The organism is Phocaeicola sp. RTP21198st1_B8_RTP21198_201120 (genome assembly GCF_040929485.1).
GTDB lineage: Bacteria > Bacteroidota > Bacteroidia > Bacteroidales > Bacteroidaceae > Phocaeicola > Phocaeicola dorei.
On sequence record NZ_JBCOCI010000057.1, the window covers coordinates 1 to 23,873 of the forward strand.

24 protein-coding genes are annotated in these 23,873 nt (G+C 45.6%); 4 read left to right on the top strand and 20 right to left on the bottom strand.

The window, feature by feature from the left end:
* Positions 1–562: 562 nt before the first annotated feature.
* Complete coding sequence (locus tag AB5935_RS17065; RefSeq protein ID WP_117589797.1) at positions 563–1,204, bottom strand: hypothetical protein; 642 nt, start codon at positions 1,202–1,204, stop codon at positions 563–565.
* A gap of 479 nt (positions 1,205–1,683) precedes the next feature.
* Here AB5935_RS17065 and AB5935_RS17070 point away from each other — a divergent pair, with 479 nt between their 5' ends.
* The gene (locus AB5935_RS17070) at positions 1,684–2,547 is read left to right on the top strand and encodes a toprim domain-containing protein (RefSeq protein WP_146265063.1); all 864 of its coding nucleotides are present in this window, start codon (positions 1,684–1,686) and stop codon (positions 2,545–2,547) included.
* A gap of 100 nt (positions 2,548–2,647) precedes the next feature.
* Here AB5935_RS17070 and AB5935_RS17075 read toward each other — a convergent pair whose 3' ends face one another.
* The 3 genes from AB5935_RS17075 to AB5935_RS17085 all read right to left on the bottom strand — a co-directional run bounded on the left by AB5935_RS17075 (position 2,648) and on the right by AB5935_RS17085 (position 4,372).
* Positions 2,648–3,427, bottom strand: a complete 780-nt coding sequence (locus AB5935_RS17075) for a DUF4121 family protein (RefSeq protein ID WP_146265064.1) — start codon at positions 3,425–3,427, stop codon at positions 2,648–2,650.
* A 352-nt stretch (positions 3,428–3,779) separates the two neighbouring features.
* Entirely contained in the window at positions 3,780–4,082 is a 303-nt protein-coding gene (locus AB5935_RS17080; RefSeq protein WP_005802560.1) for a helix-turn-helix domain-containing protein, read from the bottom strand.
* On the bottom strand, positions 4,079–4,372 hold the full coding sequence (locus AB5935_RS17085; protein WP_004288683.1) for a helix-turn-helix domain-containing protein: 294 nt from the start codon (positions 4,370–4,372) through the stop codon (positions 4,079–4,081). Before AB5935_RS17085 ends, AB5935_RS17080 begins: the two co-directional genes overlap by 4 nt.
* A gap of 210 nt (positions 4,373–4,582) precedes the next feature.
* Here AB5935_RS17085 and AB5935_RS17090 point away from each other — a divergent pair, with 210 nt between their 5' ends.
* The 3 genes from AB5935_RS17090 (at position 4,583) to AB5935_RS17100 (ending at position 6,705) form a co-directional block, all read left to right on the top strand.
* Positions 4,583–5,413 (top strand): phosphoribosyltransferase, encoded by an 831-nt coding sequence (locus tag AB5935_RS17090; protein ID WP_173022629.1) that lies wholly within the window; start codon positions 4,583–4,585, stop codon positions 5,411–5,413.
* Positions 5,414–5,651: 238 nt separating this feature from the next.
* Positions 5,652–5,978, top strand: a complete 327-nt coding sequence (locus AB5935_RS17095) for a helix-turn-helix domain-containing protein (RefSeq protein WP_004288686.1) — start codon at positions 5,652–5,654, stop codon at positions 5,976–5,978.
* Between the two features lie 22 nt (positions 5,979–6,000).
* Positions 6,001–6,705 (top strand): NYN domain-containing protein, encoded by a 705-nt coding sequence (locus tag AB5935_RS17100; protein ID WP_036631704.1) that lies wholly within the window; start codon positions 6,001–6,003, stop codon positions 6,703–6,705.
* Positions 6,706–6,785: 80 nt separating this feature from the next.
* On the opposite strand, the gene AB5935_RS17105 is transcribed toward AB5935_RS17100, so the two are convergent.
* The 16 genes from AB5935_RS17105 to AB5935_RS17180 form a co-directional block, all read right to left on the bottom strand.
* Entirely contained in the window at positions 6,786–7,565 is a 780-nt protein-coding gene (locus AB5935_RS17105; RefSeq protein WP_146265065.1) for a PRTRC system ThiF family protein, read from the bottom strand.
* Positions 7,562–8,263: a prokaryotic E2 ligase family D protein gene (locus tag AB5935_RS17110; RefSeq protein ID WP_005802567.1), complete on the bottom strand. Its 702-nt coding sequence runs from the start codon at positions 8,261–8,263 to the stop codon at positions 7,562–7,564. The genes AB5935_RS17105 and AB5935_RS17110 overlap by 4 nt, the downstream gene beginning before the upstream one ends.
* A 10-nt stretch (positions 8,264–8,273) precedes the next feature.
* Positions 8,274–9,383 (bottom strand): hypothetical protein, encoded by a 1,110-nt coding sequence (locus AB5935_RS17115; RefSeq protein ID WP_368327501.1) that lies wholly within the window; start codon positions 9,381–9,383, stop codon positions 8,274–8,276.
* Positions 9,384–9,417: 34 nt separating this feature from the next.
* Positions 9,418–9,639: a PRTRC system protein C gene (locus tag AB5935_RS17120; RefSeq protein WP_005802570.1), complete on the bottom strand. Its 222-nt coding sequence runs from the start codon at positions 9,637–9,639 to the stop codon at positions 9,418–9,420.
* A 21-nt stretch (positions 9,640–9,660) separates the two neighbouring features.
* The gene (locus AB5935_RS17125; RefSeq protein WP_146265067.1) at positions 9,661–10,635 is read right to left on the bottom strand and encodes a PRTRC system protein E; all 975 of its coding nucleotides are present in this window, start codon (positions 10,633–10,635) and stop codon (positions 9,661–9,663) included.
* A gap of 19 nt (positions 10,636–10,654) precedes the next feature.
* A complete protein-coding gene (locus AB5935_RS17130) occupies positions 10,655–10,864 on the bottom strand; it encodes a hypothetical protein (RefSeq protein ID WP_005858546.1) in 210 nt (69 codons plus the stop codon).
* Positions 10,865–10,882: 18 nt separating this feature from the next.
* On the bottom strand, positions 10,883–11,095 hold the full coding sequence (locus AB5935_RS17135; protein ID WP_008778025.1) for a hypothetical protein: 213 nt from the start codon (positions 11,093–11,095) through the stop codon (positions 10,883–10,885).
* A gap of 296 nt (positions 11,096–11,391) precedes the next feature.
* Positions 11,392–13,164: a DNA topoisomerase gene (locus tag AB5935_RS17140; RefSeq protein WP_008778023.1), complete on the bottom strand. Its 1,773-nt coding sequence runs from the start codon at positions 13,162–13,164 to the stop codon at positions 11,392–11,394.
* 72 nt (positions 13,165–13,236) lie between these two features.
* Positions 13,237–13,512 (bottom strand): DUF4099 domain-containing protein, encoded by a 276-nt coding sequence (locus AB5935_RS17145; RefSeq protein ID WP_146265068.1) that lies wholly within the window; start codon positions 13,510–13,512, stop codon positions 13,237–13,239.
* 54 nt (positions 13,513–13,566) lie between these two features.
* On the bottom strand, positions 13,567–15,405 hold the full coding sequence (locus AB5935_RS17150; protein ID WP_005802575.1) for a DUF3945 domain-containing protein: 1,839 nt from the start codon (positions 15,403–15,405) through the stop codon (positions 13,567–13,569).
* Between the two features lie 613 nt (positions 15,406–16,018).
* A complete protein-coding gene (locus AB5935_RS17155; protein WP_007832810.1) occupies positions 16,019–17,338 on the bottom strand; it encodes a sigma-54-dependent transcriptional regulator in 1,320 nt (439 codons plus the stop codon).
* Positions 17,319–19,658 (bottom strand): hybrid sensor histidine kinase/response regulator, encoded by a 2,340-nt coding sequence (locus AB5935_RS17160; RefSeq protein WP_192915035.1) that lies wholly within the window; start codon positions 19,656–19,658, stop codon positions 17,319–17,321. The genes AB5935_RS17155 and AB5935_RS17160 overlap by 20 nt, the downstream gene beginning before the upstream one ends.
* A 196-nt stretch (positions 19,659–19,854) precedes the next feature.
* On the bottom strand, positions 19,855–20,379 hold the full coding sequence (locus AB5935_RS17165) for a TetR/AcrR family transcriptional regulator (protein ID WP_146265096.1): 525 nt from the start codon (positions 20,377–20,379) through the stop codon (positions 19,855–19,857).
* A 236-nt stretch (positions 20,380–20,615) separates the two neighbouring features.
* A complete protein-coding gene (locus tag AB5935_RS17170; RefSeq protein ID WP_008778018.1) occupies positions 20,616–21,755 on the bottom strand; it encodes a StlD/DarB family beta-ketosynthase in 1,140 nt (379 codons plus the stop codon).
* 4 nt (positions 21,756–21,759) lie between these two features.
* Positions 21,760–22,380 carry a TetR/AcrR family transcriptional regulator gene (locus AB5935_RS17175; RefSeq protein WP_005858563.1) on the bottom strand — a complete coding sequence of 207 codons (621 nt, stop codon included), beginning with the start codon at positions 22,378–22,380 and terminating at the stop codon, positions 21,760–21,762.
* Between the two features lie 493 nt (positions 22,381–22,873).
* Complete coding sequence (locus AB5935_RS17180) at positions 22,874–23,854, bottom strand: pseudohemocyanin (RefSeq protein ID WP_146265070.1); 981 nt, start codon at positions 23,852–23,854, stop codon at positions 22,874–22,876.
* Positions 23,855–23,873: the final 19 nt, after the last annotated feature.

Below are 23,873 nucleotides of genomic sequence, written 5' to 3' on the forward strand. Positions count from 1 at the left end.
CAATAAGGACGTTCAAGGGCTTAGTTGCGGATTTGAGGTATATAAAATCTATTTTTGAAGTGATGATAACTCATGTATTTCATCTTGATATCAACTTTCATACCATATTATTTTAAAATAATGGTGCTAAAATACGAAAAAAAACTTATCTTTGCAATATAACCAATTGAAAATCAGATAATTAAATATGTTTTTATTAAAAGTTTTACCTATGTTTTACCCCAAAAAAACAAAAAACGCTGTAACTTATTCAGTTACAACGTTTTGTAAGAAGTTCTATGCACTTTGTTTGGTGGTGCCACCAGGAATCGAACCTTTTGCTTTGGTTTATTCTAACTCCTTGAGTGACTGTACCTTTTTGCTTTATCTTTTATGAAAACCATTGAATTGGCCTTACGCTAAATTCATTGCTTTTCTTTACTAATCTGACAAAATTTGTCTCTTTGACACTGCAAATATAATACACAGGTTCGATTTCTGCAAATATTTTCATTCCTTTTAATTATAGTTTTCAACAAGAGAAAAAAATAAAAACATGTGCTTAATTAAATGCATTAAGAATTTATTTATTGTTTGGGGTGTTGACTTTAAAGTTGGAAATTTTGCTTCGCAAATCATTAGAAAGATATACCCCTTGAATCTTTATTTTGCATGAATAAACCAAAAGCACTAAAAGAGCAAAAATACAAATGACGACTATTTCACTAGGCGCCAAAAAGTTTGGAACTGACTTGGGCATGAAGGCACCTGCAAAGAGATCTACTAAACATAAGATTATAGCTCCCACCTTTCCTAAAGCACTCTTTACCTTTCTTGATTTTTGTATCTCTATATCGCTTACAATTTGTGCAATCACAGTATTATTGGTTTTCATTGCATATTCTTTCAACGTAAATATCGAAACTTCTTCATTATTAAATAGAAAAATATATTTCCCAATTAAGGGTACTGCTAGTGTACATAATGCAAAGAGGATACAAGTAAAAAATTTCACAGTCCAAATACAGACAATACCTAATATTACGAATGGAATCAGGTTTATTAGAGTTAAATCCTGAAACGTAATTCCAGGTTCTTTTTGGGGACAACACACACCTAAATACAAATCTGTAAACACCAATAGAATAAGGACATTTGTCCATATATCCGTATCATAAATCTTGTGGTTGTCAAATAACGCAATCAAATCTTTCATGTTGTTCATAAATACTTTTTTAAATTAATAGTTTATAGTAAAGCGGCAGTCAACAGTTTTTAAATTTCCATTGTATTAAAATATAGAGTTTATACAGAAAAGAAACAGGGCTATTGGTTATCAATATCCTAAAACCTTATTCGATATAATGTCTACAGATTATACCATTCAAATATATTATGTGTTATTGGATTCTACAAATATACAGATACTATTCAGAATGTCATAACTTCTCCATAAATATTATTTTGTACAGTTTTGTTTTACTTATAATTCATGCCTTTATCATACTTTGCGGCATTGTTGCATGAAGGAGGTGTGCATGCCAAAACAGAAAAGTTTTTTTGAGCCATTCATGTAAAAAGGATATACAGGATGTCATCTGATGACTTTTAATGACATCTGATGACATTGCTTTTTATGTTTCGGGTATAAAGCGGTTCTTTGTCGTGTATTAATAGTGAACTAACCCTTGAAAATGAGATGCCATGAACATACAAGAAGCAAAGAACATCAGGCTTGTTGATTTTTTAGCCGGATTCGGATACGAACCGGTAATACAGCGTGGGAACAGCGTATGGTACAAATCGCCCTTCAGGACGGAAAAGGAAGCCTCTTTCAAGGTTGACCTCCATAAGGAACTGTGGTATGATTTCGGTCTGGGGAAGGGAGGGGATATTATAACGTTGGCCAAGGAGATTTATCGGACACAAGATATAGGTTATGTATTACAGTGTATTGAGAATAAAAGAGCCGTACTGAAACCGGTTACTGTTTCCTGTCCGTTTGAAAAAGCATATCCCGCCTTTCAAGATCTGAAAATCATTCCTCTTGCCAACCGGATACTGCTTACTTATCTGAAGGAACGGTGCATCGATCTGGAAACTGCCCGAAAAATATGCAGGGAAGCCCATTTTAAACGGAATGGGAAGAATTATTTTGCCATCGCTTTCCCTAATATTTCCGGAGGGTACGAAATCAGGAACAGGTATTTCAAGGCTTGTATTGCTCCCAAGGACATCAGTCGCATCATTAGCACGCCGGAAAGCAGGATTTGCTATATTTTTGAGGGGTTTATGGATTTTCTGTCTTTCAGACCGGCTTTTCCATCTTTGGAAGAGGGGGATTATATAGTGTTGAATTCTGTCAGTAACTTACAGAAGGCTTTTTCTTTCCTTTCACAATATGACGGCATCCGTTGCTGTCTGGATAATGATGCCGCCGGGAAAAATGCGGTGCAGGCATTAAAGGACAAATACGGAATCCGTATATGCAATTTTTCGCATGAATATTCCGGATATAAGGATCTGAATGAATATTTGTGCGGGAAGAACAATCTGCTCCATATCTAATAGATGTATTGAAAAGACTGCCTGATGATATACTCTTGTTTCTTTCCTGTTATATGTGGCAGGAGGAAACAAGGGTGATTTTTCATGTGGTGATACTATGTTAATAGTAGAATGTGGTCAGATGCGTTTTATGGTCTTTTACAATCTTTACTTCATGCATCTGTCCGTATATCTCACGCATGGATACCGGACAATCCATCTTTTCCCATTCTTCCGGGGAAATCCTCATGTCGGAATGCCTGAAACACAGCATGACCATTTCCTGAGAATCCTCTTCTGCGAATATGGTACCTTCATGGTCGTTGACAAACTGTTTGAGTCCATCCTCATCCTTACAGGATATTTCTCCGACGTACATATCCTCGCCCGGCCGGGTGTTTTTGCGGATATGGATTTTGAACCATTCCCGGCTTTCCGGCTGTTCAGGTGCGCCACACTCCCACAGGGCTATTTTCGCATCGTAGTAAACCTCCCCGTTTTCACATGCCCCGTAATGCCCCCAATGCTTGAAACGGCCGGTAGTCCATGCCTTGAACCTTACATCGCCTGCCTTTACCAACAGACACTCACCGCCATGCATATCGCATTTGATACCCTCTTTGTCACGGGACACGAATGGAACACGGGAAAAATCCCGGAGTATAATGTTATCTCCATATACGGCATCTATAAAGAACAGCCGGGAACGCTCACCATAACCGGAAACAAAGAACAGGTTGTCTCCTGTTCGTGGATACTGGCCGGAGCGTGTCTTTTCGATGTGTTCCACCATGGTATTCACTCTATCTATATCTTCCTGTACAAGTCCGTGTATCCGATCATACCAGTAGTTCAGGCGGATGAAAGTTTCTTTGCTATACTTGTTTGTTGTCTGAATCATAATTTTCTTATTTTGTGATTAAACATTTCCGGCTTTGGCAAAGCCGGTATTTCTATCTCTTACATGTCAGACATTTGTCTTTTGCTCTGATAGTGCAAGGCTTGGCGAAAAAATACCGCAGCGAAGTGAGGATGATTTTTTCAGCCAACCAGTCCGAAGGACCGCCTTGCGCATCAGAAGCAAAAGGCTACCTTTACATGTAAGAAATAGAAATGCTGACCGATATATGATTCCAAAATAAAAAAACTTATAATCTGCCGGTTCTGTAATAAGAAAGAAAGCCATGAAACCCTCTCTTTTTATCGTTTCCATGACTTTCTTATGTTTATGTCGTGATACTTGGAAACGGGTATTACCAATGATCAAATGTTTCCACCCTGTTTTTTTCCAACAGAACAAGAATGTCCTTTTCCTTATATAATAATTTGCCTCCTACTTTGTAATAGGGCAGCCTGCCGTTCATTCTGTAATCAGCCAGCGTCCTTCGTGTCAGCTTCAATTTCTCCGCCAACTCGCTGTCGGTAATGTAACGCTCTCCGTTCAGGACCGGACGAAGGTTTTTCTCCTGATCATCCAGCATTTTGGACAGGGTGCTTATGTTCCGAAAAAAACGTATAATCTCAGGGCTTTCTTTAGTCAGTATGAATTGAGTCATAAGGATTCGGGGGTTACATGGTGAATACTGTTTTCCAAATAACGTATAATATCCTGACGCCTGTAATATACCTTGCGGTCTATATGGCTGTAAGGGATAATCCTGCTTCTCCGAAGTTGCAACAGCTTTCGGGGCGAGACATTCATAAGCATACACGCTTCTTGGTTATCAATCCAGTCATCCATACTACAGATGCCTCCTCCGCATGTTTCACGCATTTTCTTTTCAACGGCTTCCAAAGCCTCATTCATTTCCATGAATGCCTTAGCTTCGATACATACAAACTCCATAAACTCTGCTTTTTTTGTCCGGCACGAAAATACGGGAAGTAAAAGTCGTGGGCAAAAGGATGTCATCAAACGGCATCAGATGTCATCAGATGTCAGAGACCGCTCTGTTTGGGGAAGCAAAGTAAAAGAATGGCTAAAAGTCTGTTTCTTTACCGGAAAAACAGTATTTTTATCCCGGACAATCTGTCCGAAAATAAAAAAACAGGAAATATGGAACTGATAATCAATGCAACATTATTACTAGCGGCTATCGTTCTCTGGATATACGGACAATACTGGAGGAAAAAGTGCGGCAAGGTGCTATGCCAATATGCAGCAGCCTACGATGAGCGGGAAGACAGGGAGAAACCGCTACGTCAAGCCATCATAGCAGGAAATCCTCATGCACCGCTGTTATATGCGCTGACTTGTCCTGAGCTGTTTGATAAAGTCCGTCCGTTGCGATTGTTCTCATTCGGGAGCATTCGCTGCGTGTTTGCCGGCTATTATTTTCCCAAACGCTTTGAAAGCTGGCTTTGTGATGACCAGTTGGCATTCGTGCAAAAAGTATATGATTTCAAGGATGGAAAAGACAGCTGTACGGAATATTTTTCACAAGCATTCCTGCTTCTTTCCACTGATGAGGATATTACTGCCATGTTTATGCCGTGTAGCACATCAGACCGCTATTACAGACGTTTCTCAGGTATTGCCAGTTTTCTGGAAACGCATGGCTATGTCCGTTCAGGACTGGATTTAATATGCATTACGGAAAGCAGGGAGTGTAAACACGCCTCAGAAAAACGCTCTGAAATAAATACCGCCAACTATATGATGTCAAACGATCTGTACGGAAAGCGCGTGGTGATTGTCGATGATTTGCTGACCAGCGGATCCAGCCTGATGGAATACGCCCATAATCTGGAAAGGGCCGGTGCCAAAGTGGAAGGTGCTGTATTTCTTGCCCGTACCTTTCAGATGCCTTCGCCGGCAAAAGTAAAACGCCTGGTATGGAAACGCCATCTATCAGTCTTGATCTGGAGAAGGTCTGACGACCTGTAAATTGTAAAGTTTACATTCGGATTTTACAATTTTACACTTCGAATTTTTACATTTCAATTTCCCCTATACTATTTTTATATCTGTATTTTATTGATTTGCAGCATTATATAATTCACCGTCCAATATAAACGGATAATGTGGCATACATTTTTCACTGAACATGGCATATACTCTTGAAAGTGCGCACAAGAAAAGGGTATTCCAGTAATAACCTTTAAAAAGACAGGAGAAAATTGCCATGATGTATATAGACAATGAAGTGCTTGAAAAAATGATAATGACCATAGTGGAAGGTTTTGACCGTATAGAAAAGAAACTGGACAGGATGGGACGCGTGAAGGACTGCCTGAACGGAGACGAGCTTTTGGACAACTATGACATTGCCAAACTGCTAAACGTGTCATTGCGGACAGTCGCCCGTTACAGGGAAAAAGGGCTGATTCGTTATTACCAGACGGACGATAACGGGAAAAACTTCTACAGAAGCTCGGAAATACAGGAGTTTTTACAGAAACGTGGGAAAAAAGATAAGGGCGGGAATACCAACATGGGAAAGTTATGCTAACTTTGTTTCATAAACAGTTGTTATGAAGACAAATGCCAATTCAAGATATACCGTTGCAGTCCTTATTGACGGGGATAACGCATCCTTTGAGAGGATGGAAGATATAATGGGCTTTGTTTCCCGTTACGGGGATGCCGTTGTGAGACGAATTTATGGAGACTGGACGAGGAAAGCGCTTTCCGCATGGAAGGAAAGTGCCAGGGAGCATGGATTCAGGCTTGTACAAGCTTCCTCCCATGTTCCCGGAAAGAACACGACGGACATTGCACTGGTCATAGATGCGATGGATATTCTTCGGGACGGGCAGGCGGACTGTTTCTGCCTGGTGGCCAGTGACGGTGATTACAGCCTGCTTGCCCAACGGATACGGGAAGCCGGGGTGAAAGTGCTGGGATATGGGGAAGGAAAGACCCCGGTGTCATTGGTACGGTCCTGTTCCGTATTCCTGTATGCCGACCGGAAGGAAAGCAAGGCAGAGGAGAACACTCCCGAATTCTTTATCCGAAGGGATATGGAGTATTTCGACAAGGCTTTTGAGCAGGCGGCTGACGGCAAAGAAGAGGTTTCCCTTTCACTGATCGGCGGTGCATTGAAAAAAATGATGCCCAAATTCAAGGTCAGGAGATATGGATGCAAGACATTGGGCAAACTTTATGAAAAGTTGGACCGGTATGAGCTGGTCATGACGGAAAAGGGAGTGGCAAATGCCGTACGGCTGAAATATTAAACCGCATGGCAGGAGTGTTCCAAAACGTCAGTTTCTCCTATACATCGTTTTATGTATCAGGAGAAACTGACGTTTGTGTTCTATACCGGGATGGGGTTTACCCGTAACGTGTCAAGATTGAGATAGGCTCCCCGGTAGAACGTTCTTCCTTCCCTGAGCATGCGCCACAGGACGTCGCATCCGATTTGTGCCAACATGGAATTGATGAAGAGATCCTGCTTTTGCAATGCCTCCGTCAGCGAGCAGCTCGGTCCCGAATCCTTTTCCCTGATGGTGGAATAAGGAACTTCCTCCGTTATGACGTTCATCTTGGGTATAGGCAGGTATTCAGTAGAGGAGGGCTGCGGTATCTTGCTTTTGACATTTCCTATCAGTACTTGTCCGGTGGTCTGGGCATTGCCGAAATCCATCCAGTATATCGGTGATTTCTCGTCATCGTATGAACGTTCCCTATGCTTTTTCAAAAAACGCCACAGACCGGTCCGTGAACGGGTGGTGTCCGTGCAGGTGATGATGATATTCGCCAAAACGGAATCTGATGTTCCTGACGGATAGCATTGCCTTTTTGCCTCCCATGAAAAGCCGAAAAAGCGGTTGATACGGGTTACAAGTGCCACCGCCTTGTTCAGTCCGAGCTCGGATTCGCTGAACAACTGGCGTCCGATGTTCGCTTCCGTGACAGTATCGGGATCAAAAACCGTCACGTGCAGGCCCGGATGTCCGAGTGCCTGCAATGCGATACTCATTCTTGCCAGATTGGTGGCCACCTGCGATCCGGTTCCGCCCGCACCGATTACGAAAACGGTTACGGGATGGTGGGGATTGAGCAGGTATCTGTCTGTATAATGAATCTTTTTCATATCAATAAGTCTTTAAGTTGTCTGTCCATAGGTTTCAATTCGTTATAGTCAAACGGATTGGTCCGTGCCTTTTCCGTCACCGAAACCAGATTGCTTTCGGTGGGGTTCCTACTTCCTCCCAAATGGGAAAATTCACTGAGCCAGAAGCGTTTTTCCCAATGCTCAAGGAGTTTTGAGAAAGTCATGTTTTCCGGAGGAGTCAACGAGGCATTTCCCAGACAGACACTGCTTCCCGTTACATTGAAAAACGGGGCAAGGAAAAGCGGGCTGTCTTCTGCCGGTGCTTCTCCCTTATAGGCAAAAATTTCCAGTCTGTCACCGGAAACCCTGTAAATGACACCGGGTACATGGAATGTCCCGTCCGGAATATTCAGCCTTTCGGAAAAGAACATCTGCCGTTTTCCCGGAGGATTGTACCAGATGTACCTCTCGTGTCCCTTGCGTGTATCGCACCACAGCATATTGGCGGGGATTTTCCCATGCGGTACATCCTGCCGGTTATCCGTATAGTATTCCACAAGGGAGTCCATAAATTCATACGTAACGGGGACGGCAGCCTCCATCCGGCCTCTGTCGTTGATCGGATGCAGTTCGAGATAATATGTCCCGTGTCCATAGCGGCCATCACTGTATTCGTAAGCAATCAGTGCCGCTTTGGGAACCATCACCTGTTGAAGTTTCTTAGTCAGTTCATTCATTTCATTCGTTTTAAAAGTTGTCATCAATATAGTCTGTAAAACGCACCAACCATCTGGAAAGCCTTTCCGGATAGTCATCCATCTGAAAAAGACAGTCCGTTTCCGGTGTCAGTAGCTTGTAAGTGACCGGAGTAAGGGCATAGACCTCCCGGTAGTCCGAATTCATATATTCCTTGACACACTCCGTCAGTGTATCACCAGTAGAATAGACCAGCATGACCTGGCTTTCCATTCCCACCGGGGGAAAATCGCATTCCTCTTCATAAGCCCAATCGTACTGGTAGCCTGTCAGGACCGGGCTTTCCGGAGTAATCAATGCCATGCCGTCCTCTATCAGTTCCAACAGCTTCAGCTCTTTTTCCTTTTTTGTCCGGTAATTCCGCACAGCCTCCTCCAAAGACTTGCAGAACGGTTTGCCCGACATCCGTCTGAGTGCTTTCATCCGTTTTCCAGACTGATAAGAATCCGCCAGCCGTCTGTTCGCCCTGATTTCCTTCGGGGAAGCATCGGAATCCCGGTTTCCCCAGTCTTCCAGCTCTTCTATGGCAAAGTCATAATAAAATGTCTCGGTAACATCGTACAGCCCGTGATGCCGGACAAATTGCCGGATGAACTCCCTGACAATGTCCTTCAATGGTACCGGAAGCCGTTCCGTAAAATCAACCGGAATCCAGAACAAAGCAGGTTCCGGCCAGTCGTGATGGCGGAACAGACAGAAATGCAGCTTTCCGCTTTTCTTTTCCAGATTGATACACTCCGGTACACACTCTTCCATAACTCTGTACAACTCGGTAATATTCAGGCGGGGGCACCCCCCCTTCCTGTATCGGAAAGGGAGTTTTATGCCCATAAGTTCCGCATATCTTGATGCCGACCGGTAGAGATAGTCAAAATTTTCCGGAGTCGTGAGATTGACCGGAGAATCATTATCCATATCCTGATGCCAATAATCCGGTGCAAGGGGTGTGATTCTACCGGTCAGAAAAGCATTGTGCTTCCCGGTGGCAGGAGTATCCTTCTTTTCCGTTCCGAGGTTCCCCTTCGGATGTGGGACGAACTTACTGAGAGAATAATCAGCCGTGCCAGTCCATCCTTGGCTTGTTCTGAAAGCTGTCTGCATGTTTCCTTATCCTTTTTTTTCTTGTTCATACCGCTTACCCTTTCACTCCGATGGTTGTCTTGAAGCGGTAAACCGCCTTGTCGTCCTCCCACTCAGGACCATGTACCGTTGCCGTGGTCAGTTCAGGGTAGGTCATGGAATAGAAGTCCATCACCTCGTTTACGGACAGTTCGCTGTTCGGATCATCCAACACGAGCTCCATGGAGTCCTTCTTGAATTTGAATACTCTCTGCAATCCTTTGATTTCAAGTGCCATATTATTTTTCTTTTATAGGGTTTAACAATATACCATATCCATTTGTGCCATATCCGTCATGCGGCATTCCTTCGGAAAGTCCGGATATTCCGCATAAGGGTCCTCCCTGAGCAGCTCCCGGTCATCCTCGTAATCCTTGTCGAAGTTATACATTGCAGCCTCCTGCACCGTTGCATACTGTGACGGAGCCGGTTGTTGCATCCAGCGATTGTCCGCCAATTGCGGTTGCGGCACCTGTACCGGTTGATGGAACTGGATGTCTTGCGGTTGTGGAGCAGCCTGCTGAGGAACCGGTTGCGGTGCAGGTTGCCTATATTGTACGGGCTGTGCTTGCGGCTGTGCAACGGGTTGCGGAGCCGGGGCAGGTTGTTCGGGCATGAACATCGGAACTTGCTCTCCGCTCCGGTATTGTGGTGTCTGGGCTGCCATCGGTTGTGGAGCCGATTGCTGCAAGGATGGCTGTGGAGCAGTTACCGGCGGCTGTACCATGTCGAACAGACTTCCCTCGGATGCCTTCTTCTGTACTTCCGCCATTTTTTTGTCAATGTCCGCCTGTTTGTCCGGCTGTGCCAGTACCTTAGCCTGCCTGAACCAGGTCAATGCTTCGGAATAATGCTTTCCTGCCGTGGCATCCTCAGCTTTCTTCAGCAGTTTTTCCATCTTTTCCCGTTTTTCACGGGCTTCCTTGGACTCCTTTTCTACCGTAGGCTTGGAGGTTTTGCTTTGTGAAACCGCCTGCTCTGCCTGCTTCTCGAACGATTCCAGGTTGGTAAGGATACCTTGCGCTTTCTGTACGGGTGCACCGACAGCCTGCAGGAATCCTGCATCCAGTTCTTCCGGCGTACCGTTCAGGATGAGCGGGACAATGCGTTCTCCGGCCTTTACTCCCGACCGTCTGGGAACGACGGCTACCGTCAGATTGTCGTTTACCCGTCTGATGTTGATACTCAGGTCTGTGCCTGCCGTAATCATTTGGTTGATTGCTTGAAAAAACATAATGGTAAAATTTAAAATGTTATACATAAGTTTCCTTGAAAAAATCCTTCAGGATTCTCTGCCTGTCCGGATTCGAGGCGATGCCTTTCAACGGTTCCAGATAGTAGCCGATACGTCTGGGCCCGTCTGTCGTACAGGGAGGCTGTCTTTTGACAGGTGTTGTCCGGTTTGTGGCAGGCCATGCAGCCGGCATGACCGGAGCCGAGGAGGTAAATGTGTAAGTTCTCATATCTTCTGCATTTAATGATTATACAAGCATGCCCATGACAATCAGGACAAGGATTGTTTTCAAGACAAAGGTGAATGTCCTGAAGGCGAGACGGACCAGTGTTCCGGACATAAGGAACAGGACAGACAGGTACATGGGAATGATGCCCTTGCAGTAAAGCAGGCATATTCCCGTAAGCAGAACCAGTGCGCCCACTTGCCTGCAGATGTTTTCGATGAGTTTCAGTTTCATGTCTTTAAATTTTTAAGAATGAATAATCCCATCGGGATATGTTTTCCCGATTTTATAGGCCTCCGGCCCTTGGATTGCCTTTTTGCGCAAGGCTTGGCAAAAGAAAATACCGCAGCGAAGCGAGGATGATTTTCTTTTAGCCGACCAGCCCCTGAAAGGGGCCGCCTTGCGGCAAAAACGAGGCAATCCAAGACCTTTGCCGCTTAAAAGCGGAAAAACGTATCTTGTACATATATAAAAAAGAGGCACAGACCCCAGTCTGCACCTCTTCTGTTCCGTACCTTCCGCCCGGCCGTCTATATGGAACCATGCGGCTGTCCATCTTCCGAAAGTTTCCGGAAAATCTCACCGGTAACCTCATTTACCGTTTCCAATACGCCATCCAGAAATTCTTTCTGTGTGAGTTCTCCCCGTTCAATCCGTGCCAGCTTCGCTTCCCAGCCGGAGGTGAGGGAGGCGTCAGCCACTTTCATTCCGCGTACCGTTTCATATAAAAGAAGACCTTTCGGGGTCGGGATAATGTATTTGCCCGAATACCGGATATATTTACGCTCCAGAAGCGTACGGATGATATTCGTGCGCGTGGATGCGGTTCCCAGACCGGTCTTGTCCATATAGTCCGCCAGTTCCTCATCCGTATAAGGGGCAGCGGGCAGCGATTTCCTGTGTATAAGGCTGCATCCCGTTACCGGCAGCTTCTCCTCCCGAAAAAGTTCAGGGGGTACGGGACAGAGGTCGTTGTCTTCCGCGACAAGCCGTTCCCTCTGAAAGATACCGAGCCACCCCGCTTCCAAAATGCGGTATGTACGGATTCGGAACTTGCGTGCGGCACAGACCGCTTCAACCGTCGTATATTCCACCTTGCAGGGCGGCATGAACGTTTCAAGCATCCTGCCGACAACAAGGGTGTAAACCAGCCTTTCCTCCCTGTCCAGTTCCCCCGGCTGTATGCCGGTGATGACAATGGCATGATGCTCCGCCGTGTCCTGATTTCCGGTTACGCCTTTCCTTGCAGCAAGGTCGATCATACCGGCATATTGACGGAATTCCTTACCGGACAGCAGCTTTTCCATAACCGGAGGCAACATGCCATACACGTCTTCGGGCAGCAGACGGCTGGAAGTGCGCGGGCAGGAGATCAGTTTTTTCTCATACAGGCTTTGGGTAATTTCCTGCACCCGTATGGCTGTCAAGTTATGGTAACGGTTCGCATCCTTCTGAAGCCCGGTCAGGTTATAAAGGGCAGGTGCGGTGATTTCCTCAGTCCGGCTGTTGACCGCCGTGATACGGGCATATCCTGCCGCCTTGCAGTCCTCGTAAAGTTCCAGGGCATCCCGGCGGTTGCAGAAATCTTCCACATGCCGCATCTTTATTATCTTCCCGTTCTTGCAGAGGCTGACGAATACGGGCCAGCTGTCTGCGGGAATGTGATTTTCCCTTTCCCTGTACCGTCCGCTTATCGCTGCCAATACAGGGGTCTGTACCCTTCCAAGCGAGTTGTTGCCGAAACCGACCGCCTTGCAGACGGCATAGCTCGAATTGACTCCAAGAAGCCAGTCGGCCTTGTTGCGGCTGTCTGCCGCCAAAAACAAGTTGTCGAACAGGCTGCAAGGACGAAGGTTTTCCATTCCTTTGGCAATGGCTTCGTCCGTCAAGGAGGAGATCCACAGGCGGAGGCAAGGTTTCCTGCATCCCAAAAAACGATAAAGATACCGGAACAGCATTTCCCCCTCGCGGGAAGCGTCGGTTGCCGCAACAATGGTGTCACACGCATCGAACACCCCGGCTATCACCTTCAACTGGAGCACCGCATTGATGTCGGGATTCCATCCCGTGTCCGTCTTTACATGCCGTACCGTCAGAAAAGGAGGCGGCAGCAGTGGGAAGTTCTCCCGCTCCACCCATGCCGTACCGGTATCTTTCGGCATCGCCAAGGAAAGCATGTTGCCGTATGTCCATGTTACCATGTATCCGTTTCCGCTCATATATCCGTTCTCTTTTCTGTCTGCTCCCAAAACCCTTGCTATCTCTCTGCCCACATTGGGCTTGTCAGTCACTATCGCTATCATATTCTTTTTCCTTTTGATGTTCCGTACCGTCAGGAACGGCACGGAACGTGAGTTATACTTATTGTTTCCCGGTCAAACTGCCGCCTCCTCCTTCTGACGGAGACCGTTTATTTCCATGATCGGCCTGCCGTTGCCGTCGGGTACCAGCTTCAGCGTGGCATCCATTGTCAGGCTGAGGACCGAAATATGGAGTTTCAGCGGAATGATGCCCGTTTCCTTTCCTTGCAGCAATAGTTCCATGTTGCCTTCCGCTTCCAGTTGTTTCTTACTGATACCTGCGGCCTTCAGACCGTCCCAGTCGATATCTTCCGTCTTATAAATATGACGGGTATTCTGATCCGTATTCATACGATTCGTTTTTTTTAGGTTTGTATGATTGATTCTGTTTCTCTCCGGGCAGGTCTATACCGCCTGCGATGCACCCTTCTTCTGCTCCTGCTGCTGTCCCTGTGCGGTTTCCGTCTGTGCGGCACGGCGGGAAGTGTCCCTGCGGATGTCCGGATTTTCCTGAAAATACTGCAACTGCCCGGAATAGGGATTGACTTTCAGGTAGGAACTGAAGGTCTGCCCGTTGTTTTTCAGCCCTTCGACAAGCAAAGTCTTGCCATCCTGGAGGTTCGCTTTTTCCTGTGCCGTGAACACGTGCCCGTAAACCTCCGCCGGAATACGCGGTGCCTGCTGCTCGTTGAATCCGTTCGGCGTGCGTGAATACATCGTCCTGCCGGTATTCATATCCAGCTTGACGAACGAGGAGAATTCCTCCCCGTTGCGCCCGATCATGTTTTCCAGATAGACCGGCTGTCCCTTGCGCAGGGTTTCCCTGTCTTCGGCAGTCAGCTGCACGTTGCAGATTTCCTTTGGAATATAAATCTCTCCGGTTTCCGGATTGTGCCGCGTGTAGTTCGGGCGCCCCGTTACCTTGTCTATCGTTACAAAGGACGAGAAGGTGTCATTCCTGTTCCTGAACTTCATGTCTTCCACCAGGATGGTATGTCCTTCGCTGAGCATTTTTATCTGGGTGGGCGAGAGAGGCACGCCTCCGATGGAACGTTCGTTGAAAATCTGGTTTTTCGGAAAGATGAATTCCAGTCCCCTGCGCTCGGCACTGTACTGGAGTGTGGCATCGAATTCCTTGCCAGCTTTGGAAGTCATGCCCTCCACTTTGACAGGCTGTCCCTCCTTCAGCAGCCTGATTTCCTCTGCGGTAAGTTTGACCCCGCTCACTTCCTGCGGGATGTAAACGTGCTCCTGACGGACGGCAACCAGCTCGTTGGTGCTCTTGTCGATGGAAATCAGACAGGGGGTATATTCACTGCCGCGCAGGTTGAGTTCCGCCACACGCCCCATGTTGCCGGTCTCACGCAGGTTCTTCTTGTCCTCCTCGTTAAAGTTAAACCCGAAATAAGGACGTTCCAACTGCGGTTCCTTGCGTATGCCGTGAATGGCCAGTCCCACCTGTCCGTCCTGTTGCGGGATGAGTGAGAGCCTTGCATCCAGTTTGGCTGTCAGCAAACCGGAAAGATGGATGGTCAGGGGCACCAGTTTGTTGGTCTTGTAGCCCTTCAGCATGGAATCAAGGAGTCCCTGCTGTTCCAGCGAAGCCTTTGAGATTCCGACCTTTTCCAACTCCTCCCAGTTGACCATGTTCTCATTATACCGGTAACGCGGTCCTTGCGACTCCTGCGCTGCCTGTTGAGCCTGGGGCTGCTGCTGTTGCTGTGCCGCCTGCTGTACTTCGCTCTGTTGCAGGGGTTCCTGCGGTTGTGTCTCTTTGTCTGCCATAGCTGTTTTTTCTTTTTGGTTTACACTTTGTTCCTTCTTGTTTTCTCTCGGACGGATTTCGTAGCGTTTGAGGAACTCTTTCACCGCATCCGTCTGCTTTCCCTCCGACAAATCCCTGATGGCCTGCTTGTTCACCTTGTAGTCGTGGTAGGTCATGCGGAGCAGGCGGAAATGGGTAGGTTCCTTGAGCTGGCTCCAAAAATTCTTGATGAAGTTTTCGAGAATACTCGAATTCTTGTCGAATTTCAGGAATGAGTTTTCATTCTTCTCGTCCGCCGGAACCGTCTTCGCTTTTCCGTCCTTGTCAATTTCACTGACAGCCTGTACTCCGAATTTCGGATCGTTCTTGTTATGAACCAGCATCAATTCTGTAATCTGTTCCACCGGGAGAGCATCACTTCCGGCCTTCGGCTTCCGAGTCCGTTTGGGCTTTTCGTTCGGGGTCTTTTCTTGTGCCATACCTTTTCTTTTAGGGGTTAATGAATTGCTTTGACGATTCAAAGGTATGGGGTATTTCCAAATAATATGCTGATTTTCAAAAAGGTGTCATCAGATGTCATCAAATGTCGTCAGATGTCATAAACATGACTGTTTCCAACGGCTAAACCGTGAACGGAGAAGAAGGAAGTGAATAAACGGAAAGAGAGAAGATACGTGAGGCAGAAGGGAAAAAGCCTGCGCATCCGACACCAGAAAAAGAGCAGGCGGGCAGGCAAGACAAAACCATGCAGAACAGAGGGAGCTGAAGCCCCCTGTCTTCTCATGCCTTCCGCTTTTTTACAGCAAGACTTTCATAAGACCTGTATTCCGGCTGGATATGTGGAATTTCATGGATTATGAAACACGGCCTCTTCAAGCAGCCCATATCCTTTATCCATGCGTCACGTCGGTCGCAGTTTGCCCCTGTAATCGTTTTTCAAATCGAATCTGGATTGCCGCCGCATTCTTTTTCGTGAAAATTTTCCACGGCGAAGCCGCAAGGAAAATTTCCACGAAAAGATTCGGCAAATGCGGTCGGCAAGACAAATTCGATTTTCCTTTGATGAGGGGGAAAACTGTATCGCAAACAAACCTATCTGGAAATTCCGTGCAGGCTCATTCTCTTGTAAAGGGTCGGGCGGCTGATTCCCAACAAGGCCGCTGCCTGTGTCAGGTTTCCTTTAGAGATGGAAAGAGCCGTCTTGATCTGCTCTATGTTTCTTCTTTCATCTTTCTGCAAACACTTGTCTATCTTCTCTTTCCCCATGGGGTCAGAAACGGGCTCTCCCGTATATTGGAGCCGTAAGGAATTGGGGGTAATCAGTTTTCCTTTGCATATCAATACCGCCGCATGAATGACCTGCTTCAGTTCCCGTACATTTCCCGGCCAACTGTATCCCAGCAGCATCTTCTTTGCCGGTTCGTCAAAATCCAAGACCTCTTTCCGGAGCAACCCGCAAGATTGCTCCCGGAAAAAATCCGCCAAAGGCAGTATATCCTCCAGGCAATTATGCAATGCAGGTACGGTGATGGTAAAATCCTGAAAGCGATAAAGCAGATCCTTCCGGAAACGCTTTTCCGCAACAGCCTCCTGCAAATCCTCATTGGTGGCCGCAATGATGCGCACATCCATCAGCCTGTCCCGTTGTCCGCCTACCGGACGATACCGCCGTTCCTCCATGGCACGCAACAGCATCCGCTGCGTTTCTATCGAAAGGTTCTCCACCTCATCCATGAACAGGGTGCCTCCCTGCGCTTCCTGAAAATATCCTGCCTTTTCCTCTGTGGCTCCGGTAAACGCCCCCTTGACATGGCCGAAAAAGGCGGAAGGTGCCAGCTCTTTGGACAAACTGCCGCAATCGACCGTTACATACGGCTTGCCGGATCTGAGGCTCTGTCTGTGAATCTTTTTTGCCAGGTGTTCCTTTCCTGTTCCGGTGCTTCCCAATATCAGTACCGTCATATCCGTCGGCGCTACCATGTGAATGTACCGGTTCAACTCGCAAAAAGGGGGGCTTTTGCGTTCATAGATTACCTTGGTGAAAGCCTCGTTCACCGTCCTTATTTTTTTGATGACGGGCAGCAGTCTGGTTTCAACCAGCGGTTTGAGGATATAATCTTCCGCACCCAGCTTCATGGTATGAACCGCAGAATGTATCTCTTCATAATTAGTCATCATGATGAACGGATGCATATAGCCGTTCTCCCTCATCCACTGCAACAGCGTGGTACTTTCCCCGTCAGGCAATCTTAAATCCGCCAATACGATGTCATCCTCACGGACGGATGTCCCAATGATCTTCTTAGCCTGTGCCAGCCTGTAAGTCCTTACAGTATCCAAATCCGCCTTCTGCAAAAAATTGCAGATATAATTACAGAACAAGACATTGTCCTCAACAACAATTACTCTCATAAGCCTTCTTAGCCTGTTGTGCCAAACATATTATTTCTTTTCCTTTATCCAATACCTGCTGTACAGTCCGCCCGAACTCGTCCACAGAAAACTCTCCCGAATCCTGAATCAGTGCGAACAACTCACGCAGCGGCTTGCCGGCATGAATGATCTCCCATGAGCCTGTCAGATGATGTATCCATTCTTTCAGTGCCTCATGATCATTCTTTTCTGCACATTCAGCCATAGCCTCCATATCCTTCCTTGTCTCCCGAATCAGGGTATCCAGCATCTTCCTCCTGTTCCCATATTTCAGCAGGGCATCGAGGTCTATCTGTTCAGACTGCCTTTCACTTCCCAGACATTCCGTACATACCTGCAAAAGTTCTTCGGCGGAAAACGGCTTTTTCAAACAGCCCGAAAACCCTGCCGCATACAAATCTCCCGTATCGCAGTTTCCCGATGCGGTACTCGCGATAACCGGAATGCTCCGTGAGTTTCCCACATTGGCCATGCGCAGGAGATTCAACACCTCGAATCCGTTTGTCCGGGGCATTTTCAAATCCGTAATCAAAAGGTCATAACTACGGCTGCGGACATGCTCCATCAGATCACGCGTGTTCTCACATACCGTGCAAGCCACCCCGTGATACGCAAACATTTCCCTGATTGCCGCCAGCAAAACGGTGTCATTGTCCAATACCAGTACCGTATAGGACTGTACGGAAATCCGGCTCCTGCCGCTCTCCGCCATCGCTTCCTCTGCCACAGCCAAAGGAAGACAGACAGTGAACCGGCTGCCCACCCCTTTCCAGCTTGCCACTTCAATCCTGCCGTCCAACAATCCGACCAGACCTTTTACTATTGAAAGTCCCAGTCCGACCCCTTCTTCCGCAATCGCATTGGGAAGCCTCTCGAATGCAGTGAAAATGCGTGTCTGCTCCTCATCGTCCATTCCGGTGCCGGTATCTTCCACGATAAGCGTCAATATGCCCTGGTCAAATTGTGTGCGAACCGTTACACTTCCCCGCTCCGTAAACTTGATTGCATTGGACAACAAGTTGCTTCCTATCTGTATTATCCTGTCCCTATCTCCTATAACAACCGCATCTCCGGCACTCAGTACGTTCAGCAAAAGGTTTTTTCCTGCTGCCAGCGGCATAAAATCCGTTTCCAAAATCTCGGTGACGGAACATAACCTGAACGGGACAGGAACGGCCTTTTCCCCGCCACTTTCCAACCGGAAAAATCCCAACAGGGAATTCAGCATGGAAGACATGTGTCCCGCCACCTGCCGTATGTTCCGGCTGTATTCCCTGCACTTCGACACTTCTCTTTCTGTGGAAAGCAATTCCGCATAGCTGCTGATAGAAGCAAGCGGCGCACGCAAGTCATGGGTTACGGCCAGCATGATTTTCTTTCTTGCCTCAATCAGTTCCTCGTTTTCAAGAACGGTCTGCTCCAACTGACGGACTGTGCCTTCCAGCCTTTTTTTATAACGGTTTATACGCATCATGTCCCGGTGTATCACCATATAGGACCATATCAGCAGCAAAACCATGAATGCCGTCAGACCGATGACCGTGGCAAATGACCGTTTCCCGGCTTCCGCAACTTCTTCTTCCTGTCTCTTCAATTCCGCTTGTACCGTTCCATCCATATCCTCAATCATCTGCCGCAACTGCACGTTCAGCCTTCTGTTCATCCCATCCAAGCTGTCCGTCCGTTCTGCCAGCTTCCGGGCATACGCCTGCTGTCTGCCAACCACGCTCCGATTAAGCTCATGAAGCATGGAGGCGGCAGAAGGAGAATCCGCCCTGTGGCGTTTTGCGAACAACCTCTTCAGGAATCCCCCTTTTGGGGCATTTTCCCGTTCACTCTGTCTGGCAATGGCCGGAATCTGCGCTGCAATTTCCCGGTCGGCTTCCTCCTGCCTGTGTACCCAATATATGATTTCCCGCATATACCGCTCCTTGGCTCTCCACAAATTACGGATGCTGTCTGTATGTGAGCCGGAAGAGGAGTACCTCAAGCTACACAACAGGCTGTCAATGTGCCGTCTCCGTTTCTGAAATAATAAAAAATCCTGCTCACTCCACTCCATAAAGGTTTCACAGAAGAAAGAAAGCCTGAGCATTTTCACGTATATATCATTTATCTCATGCTTTTTCCGGTTAATCATCCGTACTTCCATTTCCCTGGCCTTAGTCTCTTTCCATTCGCAGATGCCAACGTAAGCAATACCACTTATGACTACAATCTTGGCCATATATCCTACCGCTATTTTGGCAAGAAGCGGTTGCAGGCGCAAAGATTTCAACAATTTATTCCTACTTTCCAATTATCTACTTTTTAATTCATTATATTCTATTAAAATTTTTTGCAAAATAAACCGACCAGTCGGTTTATTTTGCAAAGATAAGCCTTTTCCAAGAATAATGAAAAAAAACAGGTTCCAGCAAGTAAAGTTTTATCATTTATCAGTCTAAAAGACAACGGAATGAACTGAAAGGGAAGAAAAGGAAAGGAATGCAGACCTAAATTTCCGAGAACATCCTCAAGAAAGTCTTACCAATAGAAGTGTTCAATGCCTGTCTGCTGAACGCCTTGGCATCCTTCAAACTTATTTTATGATCATAAGCCACATTGGAAAGAAAGTCCTGTTCCCGGACAAGGAGTTGCTGATACATTTGTGGAAATTCGTCCATATATTCATGGGCGGAGGAAACAAACTGCATATAACACACCAGGAGATTGCCATTCAGATGTTTTGGAAAACTGTTTATCACCCGTTCTATCGGATTCCTGTATTGCCTTAAAAACTCATTCCAATCCTTGTCAGCCAAGGAATACATTTCACAAGAAATCTGCGAGTCGGGGAAAAAACGCATTCTGACAACCGCATCAATCAGTTTCTTTTTGGAAGGAAAGTAGTGTATGACAGCCCCTTTGGATTTATGCACGGCGACAGCCACATCGCAGAATGAGGTCTGCTTCATTCCTTTTGTGATGAATAACCTGTATGCCTCCTCTATAATCCGCTGTTTCAAATTCGGGTCCATCCTACTGCCTATATTATAAAAAATAGCACAGATGCAATCAACACCCCAACGCGGTAGTGGAATACCTAGAGATGATGCTGACGCACCTGTGCTATATATTTTAATATAGCGCAAGCCGTCATATTCCATCTTATCTCTTTGAAATTTTCCACTTTTCGTTTGGAAGATGATATATGATACTATACTATGTCGTTTTAACAGCGCAAAAATACGTTATTTATCGTTTATTTCCAAATTTATACGACACTTAATAGCACTGTTCCATAAGAAAAGCGTCCACTTTCAGGGACAAGCAGCAGTATTTTTTCACCGGATTTGAGTTTACGGGTAGAACAGAACTCATCCAAGGCAGCCAGTATCGCTGACGATCCGATATTTCCCACCCAAGTAAGATTGGTAAACCACTCTCGTTTGTACAATTCAAAACTCTCGTCTTTCATCGCTTCAATGAGATTACCATAAATAACCATTGACGAAGAGTGAGGTATTACATAATCCACATCGTCAGGAGTCATGCCATGTTTATTCAGACATGATTTAATATGTCTAATCCATAACGGCATCAACTTCGCCCCTAAAAGTTTAATGTCCTGTTTAATAACCATAAGGGACTCATCGACCAATTCCTGACTTTCAAAAGATTTCCAGCTTTTCAGTTCACCGTCCTCCCTCCGGACAGCTCCGGCAAACATACAGGTAGGGGTTTCATTGGCATATGAATCCATTTCTATCCATTCAATCTTTAAAGATACGCCCTTTTCTCCCGGATGATTTTCCAATAATGCACAACTCGCACCATCGCTTAACATAAAGCGCAGGAAGTCCTTTTCCAAAGCCATATATGGATTGGTACCCAAATTGCAGCATCTTTCATATTCGATATCGAAGTTTTTGGATAAAAGCATTGCTGACACCAATTCAGATGTGCTGCATATTGCATTCTGTTTTTCTGATGCGGCTATGCTCAAATAAGCTATTTTCAGCGCTTGCAGACAAGACAAACAAACTCCAGCAGAAGAGAATATTTCAACAGGTTCTTCCCAAAGCCCATGTACCATAGACGCATGAGAAGGCAGGATCTGATCAGGGGTCGCAGTAGCACAAGCAAGCAACTCAATGTCCTTTTGGCTCTTATTGGTCAATGCCAGCAACTTACGTATAGCCAGCATCGCCATTTCTGCATTTGTATGTGTGATTTCTTGATTTTTGTTTAAGGCATAGTATCGCCGTTTAATTCCATTTTGCTTTAAAACTATCCGTTGCACTTTGGAATGTTTTCCAGAAATGAGTCCCAAGAACTCTTCCATTTCATCATTGGAAACAGGAGAGTTCGGAAAGAAGCTTGCAAGCCCAGTAATAAAAACATCTTTCTTCATTAGTTCAATTTTTAATTAGTTCATATTGATTATAAAGAACTACTTTCAGTTCTTCTATTCGCAATCCATTCACCAATGCATCCTGAAAACATTTTCCAAACAGCAGGATTCGAAATGTCAAAGCCAATGTAGAAGGATTAACATCGGATCTTATTTCTTTTGTTTCAACAGCCTTCACAAATATTCTTTCCCATAATTTAATCTCCTTATTTGTTATTTCGTTGAAAGCCTCGTTAAATCCCGGATAGAAATATTCTGCCTGCAAAATCAAGTTAAGATATGCACGTGTAATATTGGTCTTCTCTTTTTCTATGAGATAGATCCTCATTGCATTCATCGTTTCCTCCACCTTCTTTATGTAATAATCAATAAATTCAAGCAGAGAGGTGTGAGAAATGTCCTTGAACTTATTTTTGGCATCTTGTTTGTGAAAAATGTAAAAATCAATCACATCAATAAACAGTTCCTGCTTGCTTGGATAATGATATGACATACATCCTCTTGATAAATTCAGACTTTTTTCTATCTCCTTCAGGGGAACCGTGTTGTAATCTTTTGTCAGAAACTGTTTGTATGCAGCTTCCCTGATTAATCTTTTTGTTTCTGAGCCTTTTACTCCTTTCATAACCTTGTTTTTTAGTATCATACAAAAGTAGGTCTTTTGAGTGAAAACACGTTCATTTTTAGTATAATTAAATATGTCCTACCCAATTACCATTAAATCATTTATGACCATACATACCAGTTTATGAAATAAATGCCAACGATGCCTTTTTCTTTTTTTTTCTTATACATATATTATTTTTTGCCTATATTTGTCTTCAAATAAGCCGATTAGTCGGTTTGTTCGGCATAGAGGAACCCAAACAGAAAGTGGAATTTCAAAACAGAGATGTTCCTCTATGTCTTTGTTATTCCATCTTCCGGCAACCGGATTCTATCCCTGTTCCGCCATATCCCTAAAAAAATACCGACCGGATGGTATTTTTTTACGGCAAAAGTATAAATATATACCATAAAAACAAAGGGAAAGGCCAATTATGCATTCTATCGGCAAAGAAATGCCTATGAAATATACATAATCCGCTTTTCCCTATGAGAAACATTATGTTACCGGCTTATCTTGAAGGCATCTTCATCTTAACCTGCACCCCCTGTGAGTTTAAAACACGAACCGGTGTCTTTTCTCCGGCTTTCAAATAGAACAGAAGATAATCCTTCGCACGCTGGGACTCGAAGAAACCTTTTTCGCGATACTCGGCAATCCACCTCTGAATCATCGGAATCTGCCAACGGTTCATCAAAATATAGTAGCCGAAATAATACTCCAAATCGCTCAGGAAAATATTGAGTTTCAGGTAATCCCACCAGAACTGTTCTTTCTTTTTGCTTTTGGCATTGAGTATGATAACCTGATGTTCATAAGTGTCACGAGGATTTTCCCAATCCTGTTGCGAAACAAATACATCGGGAACCACATTATCGGCATGATCCTTTGCCGGAATAAAGGGAGATAAGGATTCTATTGAATCCTTTATCTTTCCATATAAGGACGGTTCGTACTCCTTGTTGTACAGCATAACATCCCGCAAACGGGTGGAAGTGAGATGGGTTACCACGGAACGTCCTACCACACAATGATCCGGAACAGTCATTACCGATGCCAGACGTTTCATAAATCTGATTTCCGCTTTTGCCTGTTCTTCCTTATCCGGTCTCTTGAAAGGATAATCTGACCAGGCAATCTTCCGCATCCCCAGATGCAGGTCTGTAAGCTGCAACCCCGCATACGCACAGAAAATGGAAGCACGAATTATCTTGAAGATAGGGGTACGGTCACCCTCGTGGGCCACGTAAGGCAGGTCTTCCACGCCAAAAAGCATTTCATTTTCCGCTATCAAATCGGCAGAGACCGTCTTGCCTTCTTCCAACCGTCCCTTAATCTTGAAGTTACGCTTTTGGTATCCCCAAGTGTGAACAGGCCGCGTAGCTATCAGTGCCACACAATAATTGCCGTTTTGCGGTGTGAAATCTACATTTTGCGGTGTTGCATTGAGCATCAACTCGTTCAGCAACTTAATCTTTTGGGTATAGTCCATAAACTATTGGTTTTCAGTG

Bases quoted from the DNA above. Each gene is read 5' to 3' on its own strand.
- AB5935_RS17065 (WP_117589797.1), bottom strand. From the start codon at position 1,204: ATGAACAACATGAAAGATTTGATTGCGTTATTTGACAACCACAAGATT.
- AB5935_RS17070 (WP_146265063.1), top strand. From the start codon at position 1,684: ATGAACATACAAGAAGCAAAGAACATCAGGCTTGTTGATTTTTTAGCC.
- AB5935_RS17075 (WP_146265064.1), bottom strand. From the start codon at position 3,427: ATGATTCAGACAACAAACAAGTATAGCAAAGAAACTTTCATCCGCCTG.
- AB5935_RS17080 (WP_005802560.1), bottom strand. From the start codon at position 4,082: ATGACTCAATTCATACTGACTAAAGAAAGCCCTGAGATTATACGTTTT.
- AB5935_RS17085 (WP_004288683.1), bottom strand. From the start codon at position 4,372: ATGGAGTTTGTATGTATCGAAGCTAAGGCATTCATGGAAATGAATGAG.
- AB5935_RS17090 (WP_173022629.1), top strand. From the start codon at position 4,583: ATGGAACTGATAATCAATGCAACATTATTACTAGCGGCTATCGTTCTC.
- AB5935_RS17095 (WP_004288686.1), top strand. From the start codon at position 5,652: ATGATGTATATAGACAATGAAGTGCTTGAAAAAATGATAATGACCATA.
- AB5935_RS17100 (WP_036631704.1), top strand. From the start codon at position 6,001: ATGAAGACAAATGCCAATTCAAGATATACCGTTGCAGTCCTTATTGAC.
- AB5935_RS17105 (WP_146265065.1), bottom strand. From the start codon at position 7,565: ATGAAAAAGATTCATTATACAGACAGATACCTGCTCAATCCCCACCAT.
- AB5935_RS17110 (WP_005802567.1), bottom strand. From the start codon at position 8,263: ATGAATGAACTGACTAAGAAACTTCAACAGGTGATGGTTCCCAAAGCG.
- AB5935_RS17115 (WP_368327501.1), bottom strand. From the start codon at position 9,383: ATGCAGACAGCTTTCAGAACAAGCCAAGGATGGACTGGCACGGCTGAT.
- AB5935_RS17120 (WP_005802570.1), bottom strand. From the start codon at position 9,639: ATGGCACTTGAAATCAAAGGATTGCAGAGAGTATTCAAATTCAAGAAG.
- AB5935_RS17125 (WP_146265067.1), bottom strand. From the start codon at position 10,635: ATGTTTTTTCAAGCAATCAACCAAATGATTACGGCAGGCACAGACCTG.
- AB5935_RS17130 (WP_005858546.1), bottom strand. From the start codon at position 10,864: ATGAGAACTTACACATTTACCTCCTCGGCTCCGGTCATGCCGGCTGCA.
- AB5935_RS17135 (WP_008778025.1), bottom strand. From the start codon at position 11,095: ATGAAACTGAAACTCATCGAAAACATCTGCAGGCAAGTGGGCGCACTG.
- AB5935_RS17140 (WP_008778023.1), bottom strand. From the start codon at position 13,164: ATGATAGCGATAGTGACTGACAAGCCCAATGTGGGCAGAGAGATAGCA.
- AB5935_RS17145 (WP_146265068.1), bottom strand. From the start codon at position 13,512: ATGAATACGGATCAGAATACCCGTCATATTTATAAGACGGAAGATATC.
- AB5935_RS17150 (WP_005802575.1), bottom strand. From the start codon at position 15,405: ATGGCACAAGAAAAGACCCCGAACGAAAAGCCCAAACGGACTCGGAAG.
- AB5935_RS17155 (WP_007832810.1), bottom strand. From the start codon at position 17,338: ATGAGAGTAATTGTTGTTGAGGACAATGTCTTGTTCTGTAATTATATC.
- AB5935_RS17165 (WP_146265096.1), bottom strand. From the start codon at position 20,379: ATGGACCCGAATTTGAAACAGCGGATTATAGAGGAGGCATACAGGTTA.
- AB5935_RS17170 (WP_008778018.1), bottom strand. From the start codon at position 21,755: ATGAAGAAAGATGTTTTTATTACTGGGCTTGCAAGCTTCTTTCCGAAC.
- AB5935_RS17175 (WP_005858563.1), bottom strand. From the start codon at position 22,380: ATGAAAGGAGTAAAAGGCTCAGAAACAAAAAGATTAATCAGGGAAGCT.
- AB5935_RS17180 (WP_146265070.1), bottom strand. From the start codon at position 23,854: ATGGACTATACCCAAAAGATTAAGTTGCTGAACGAGTTGATGCTCAAT.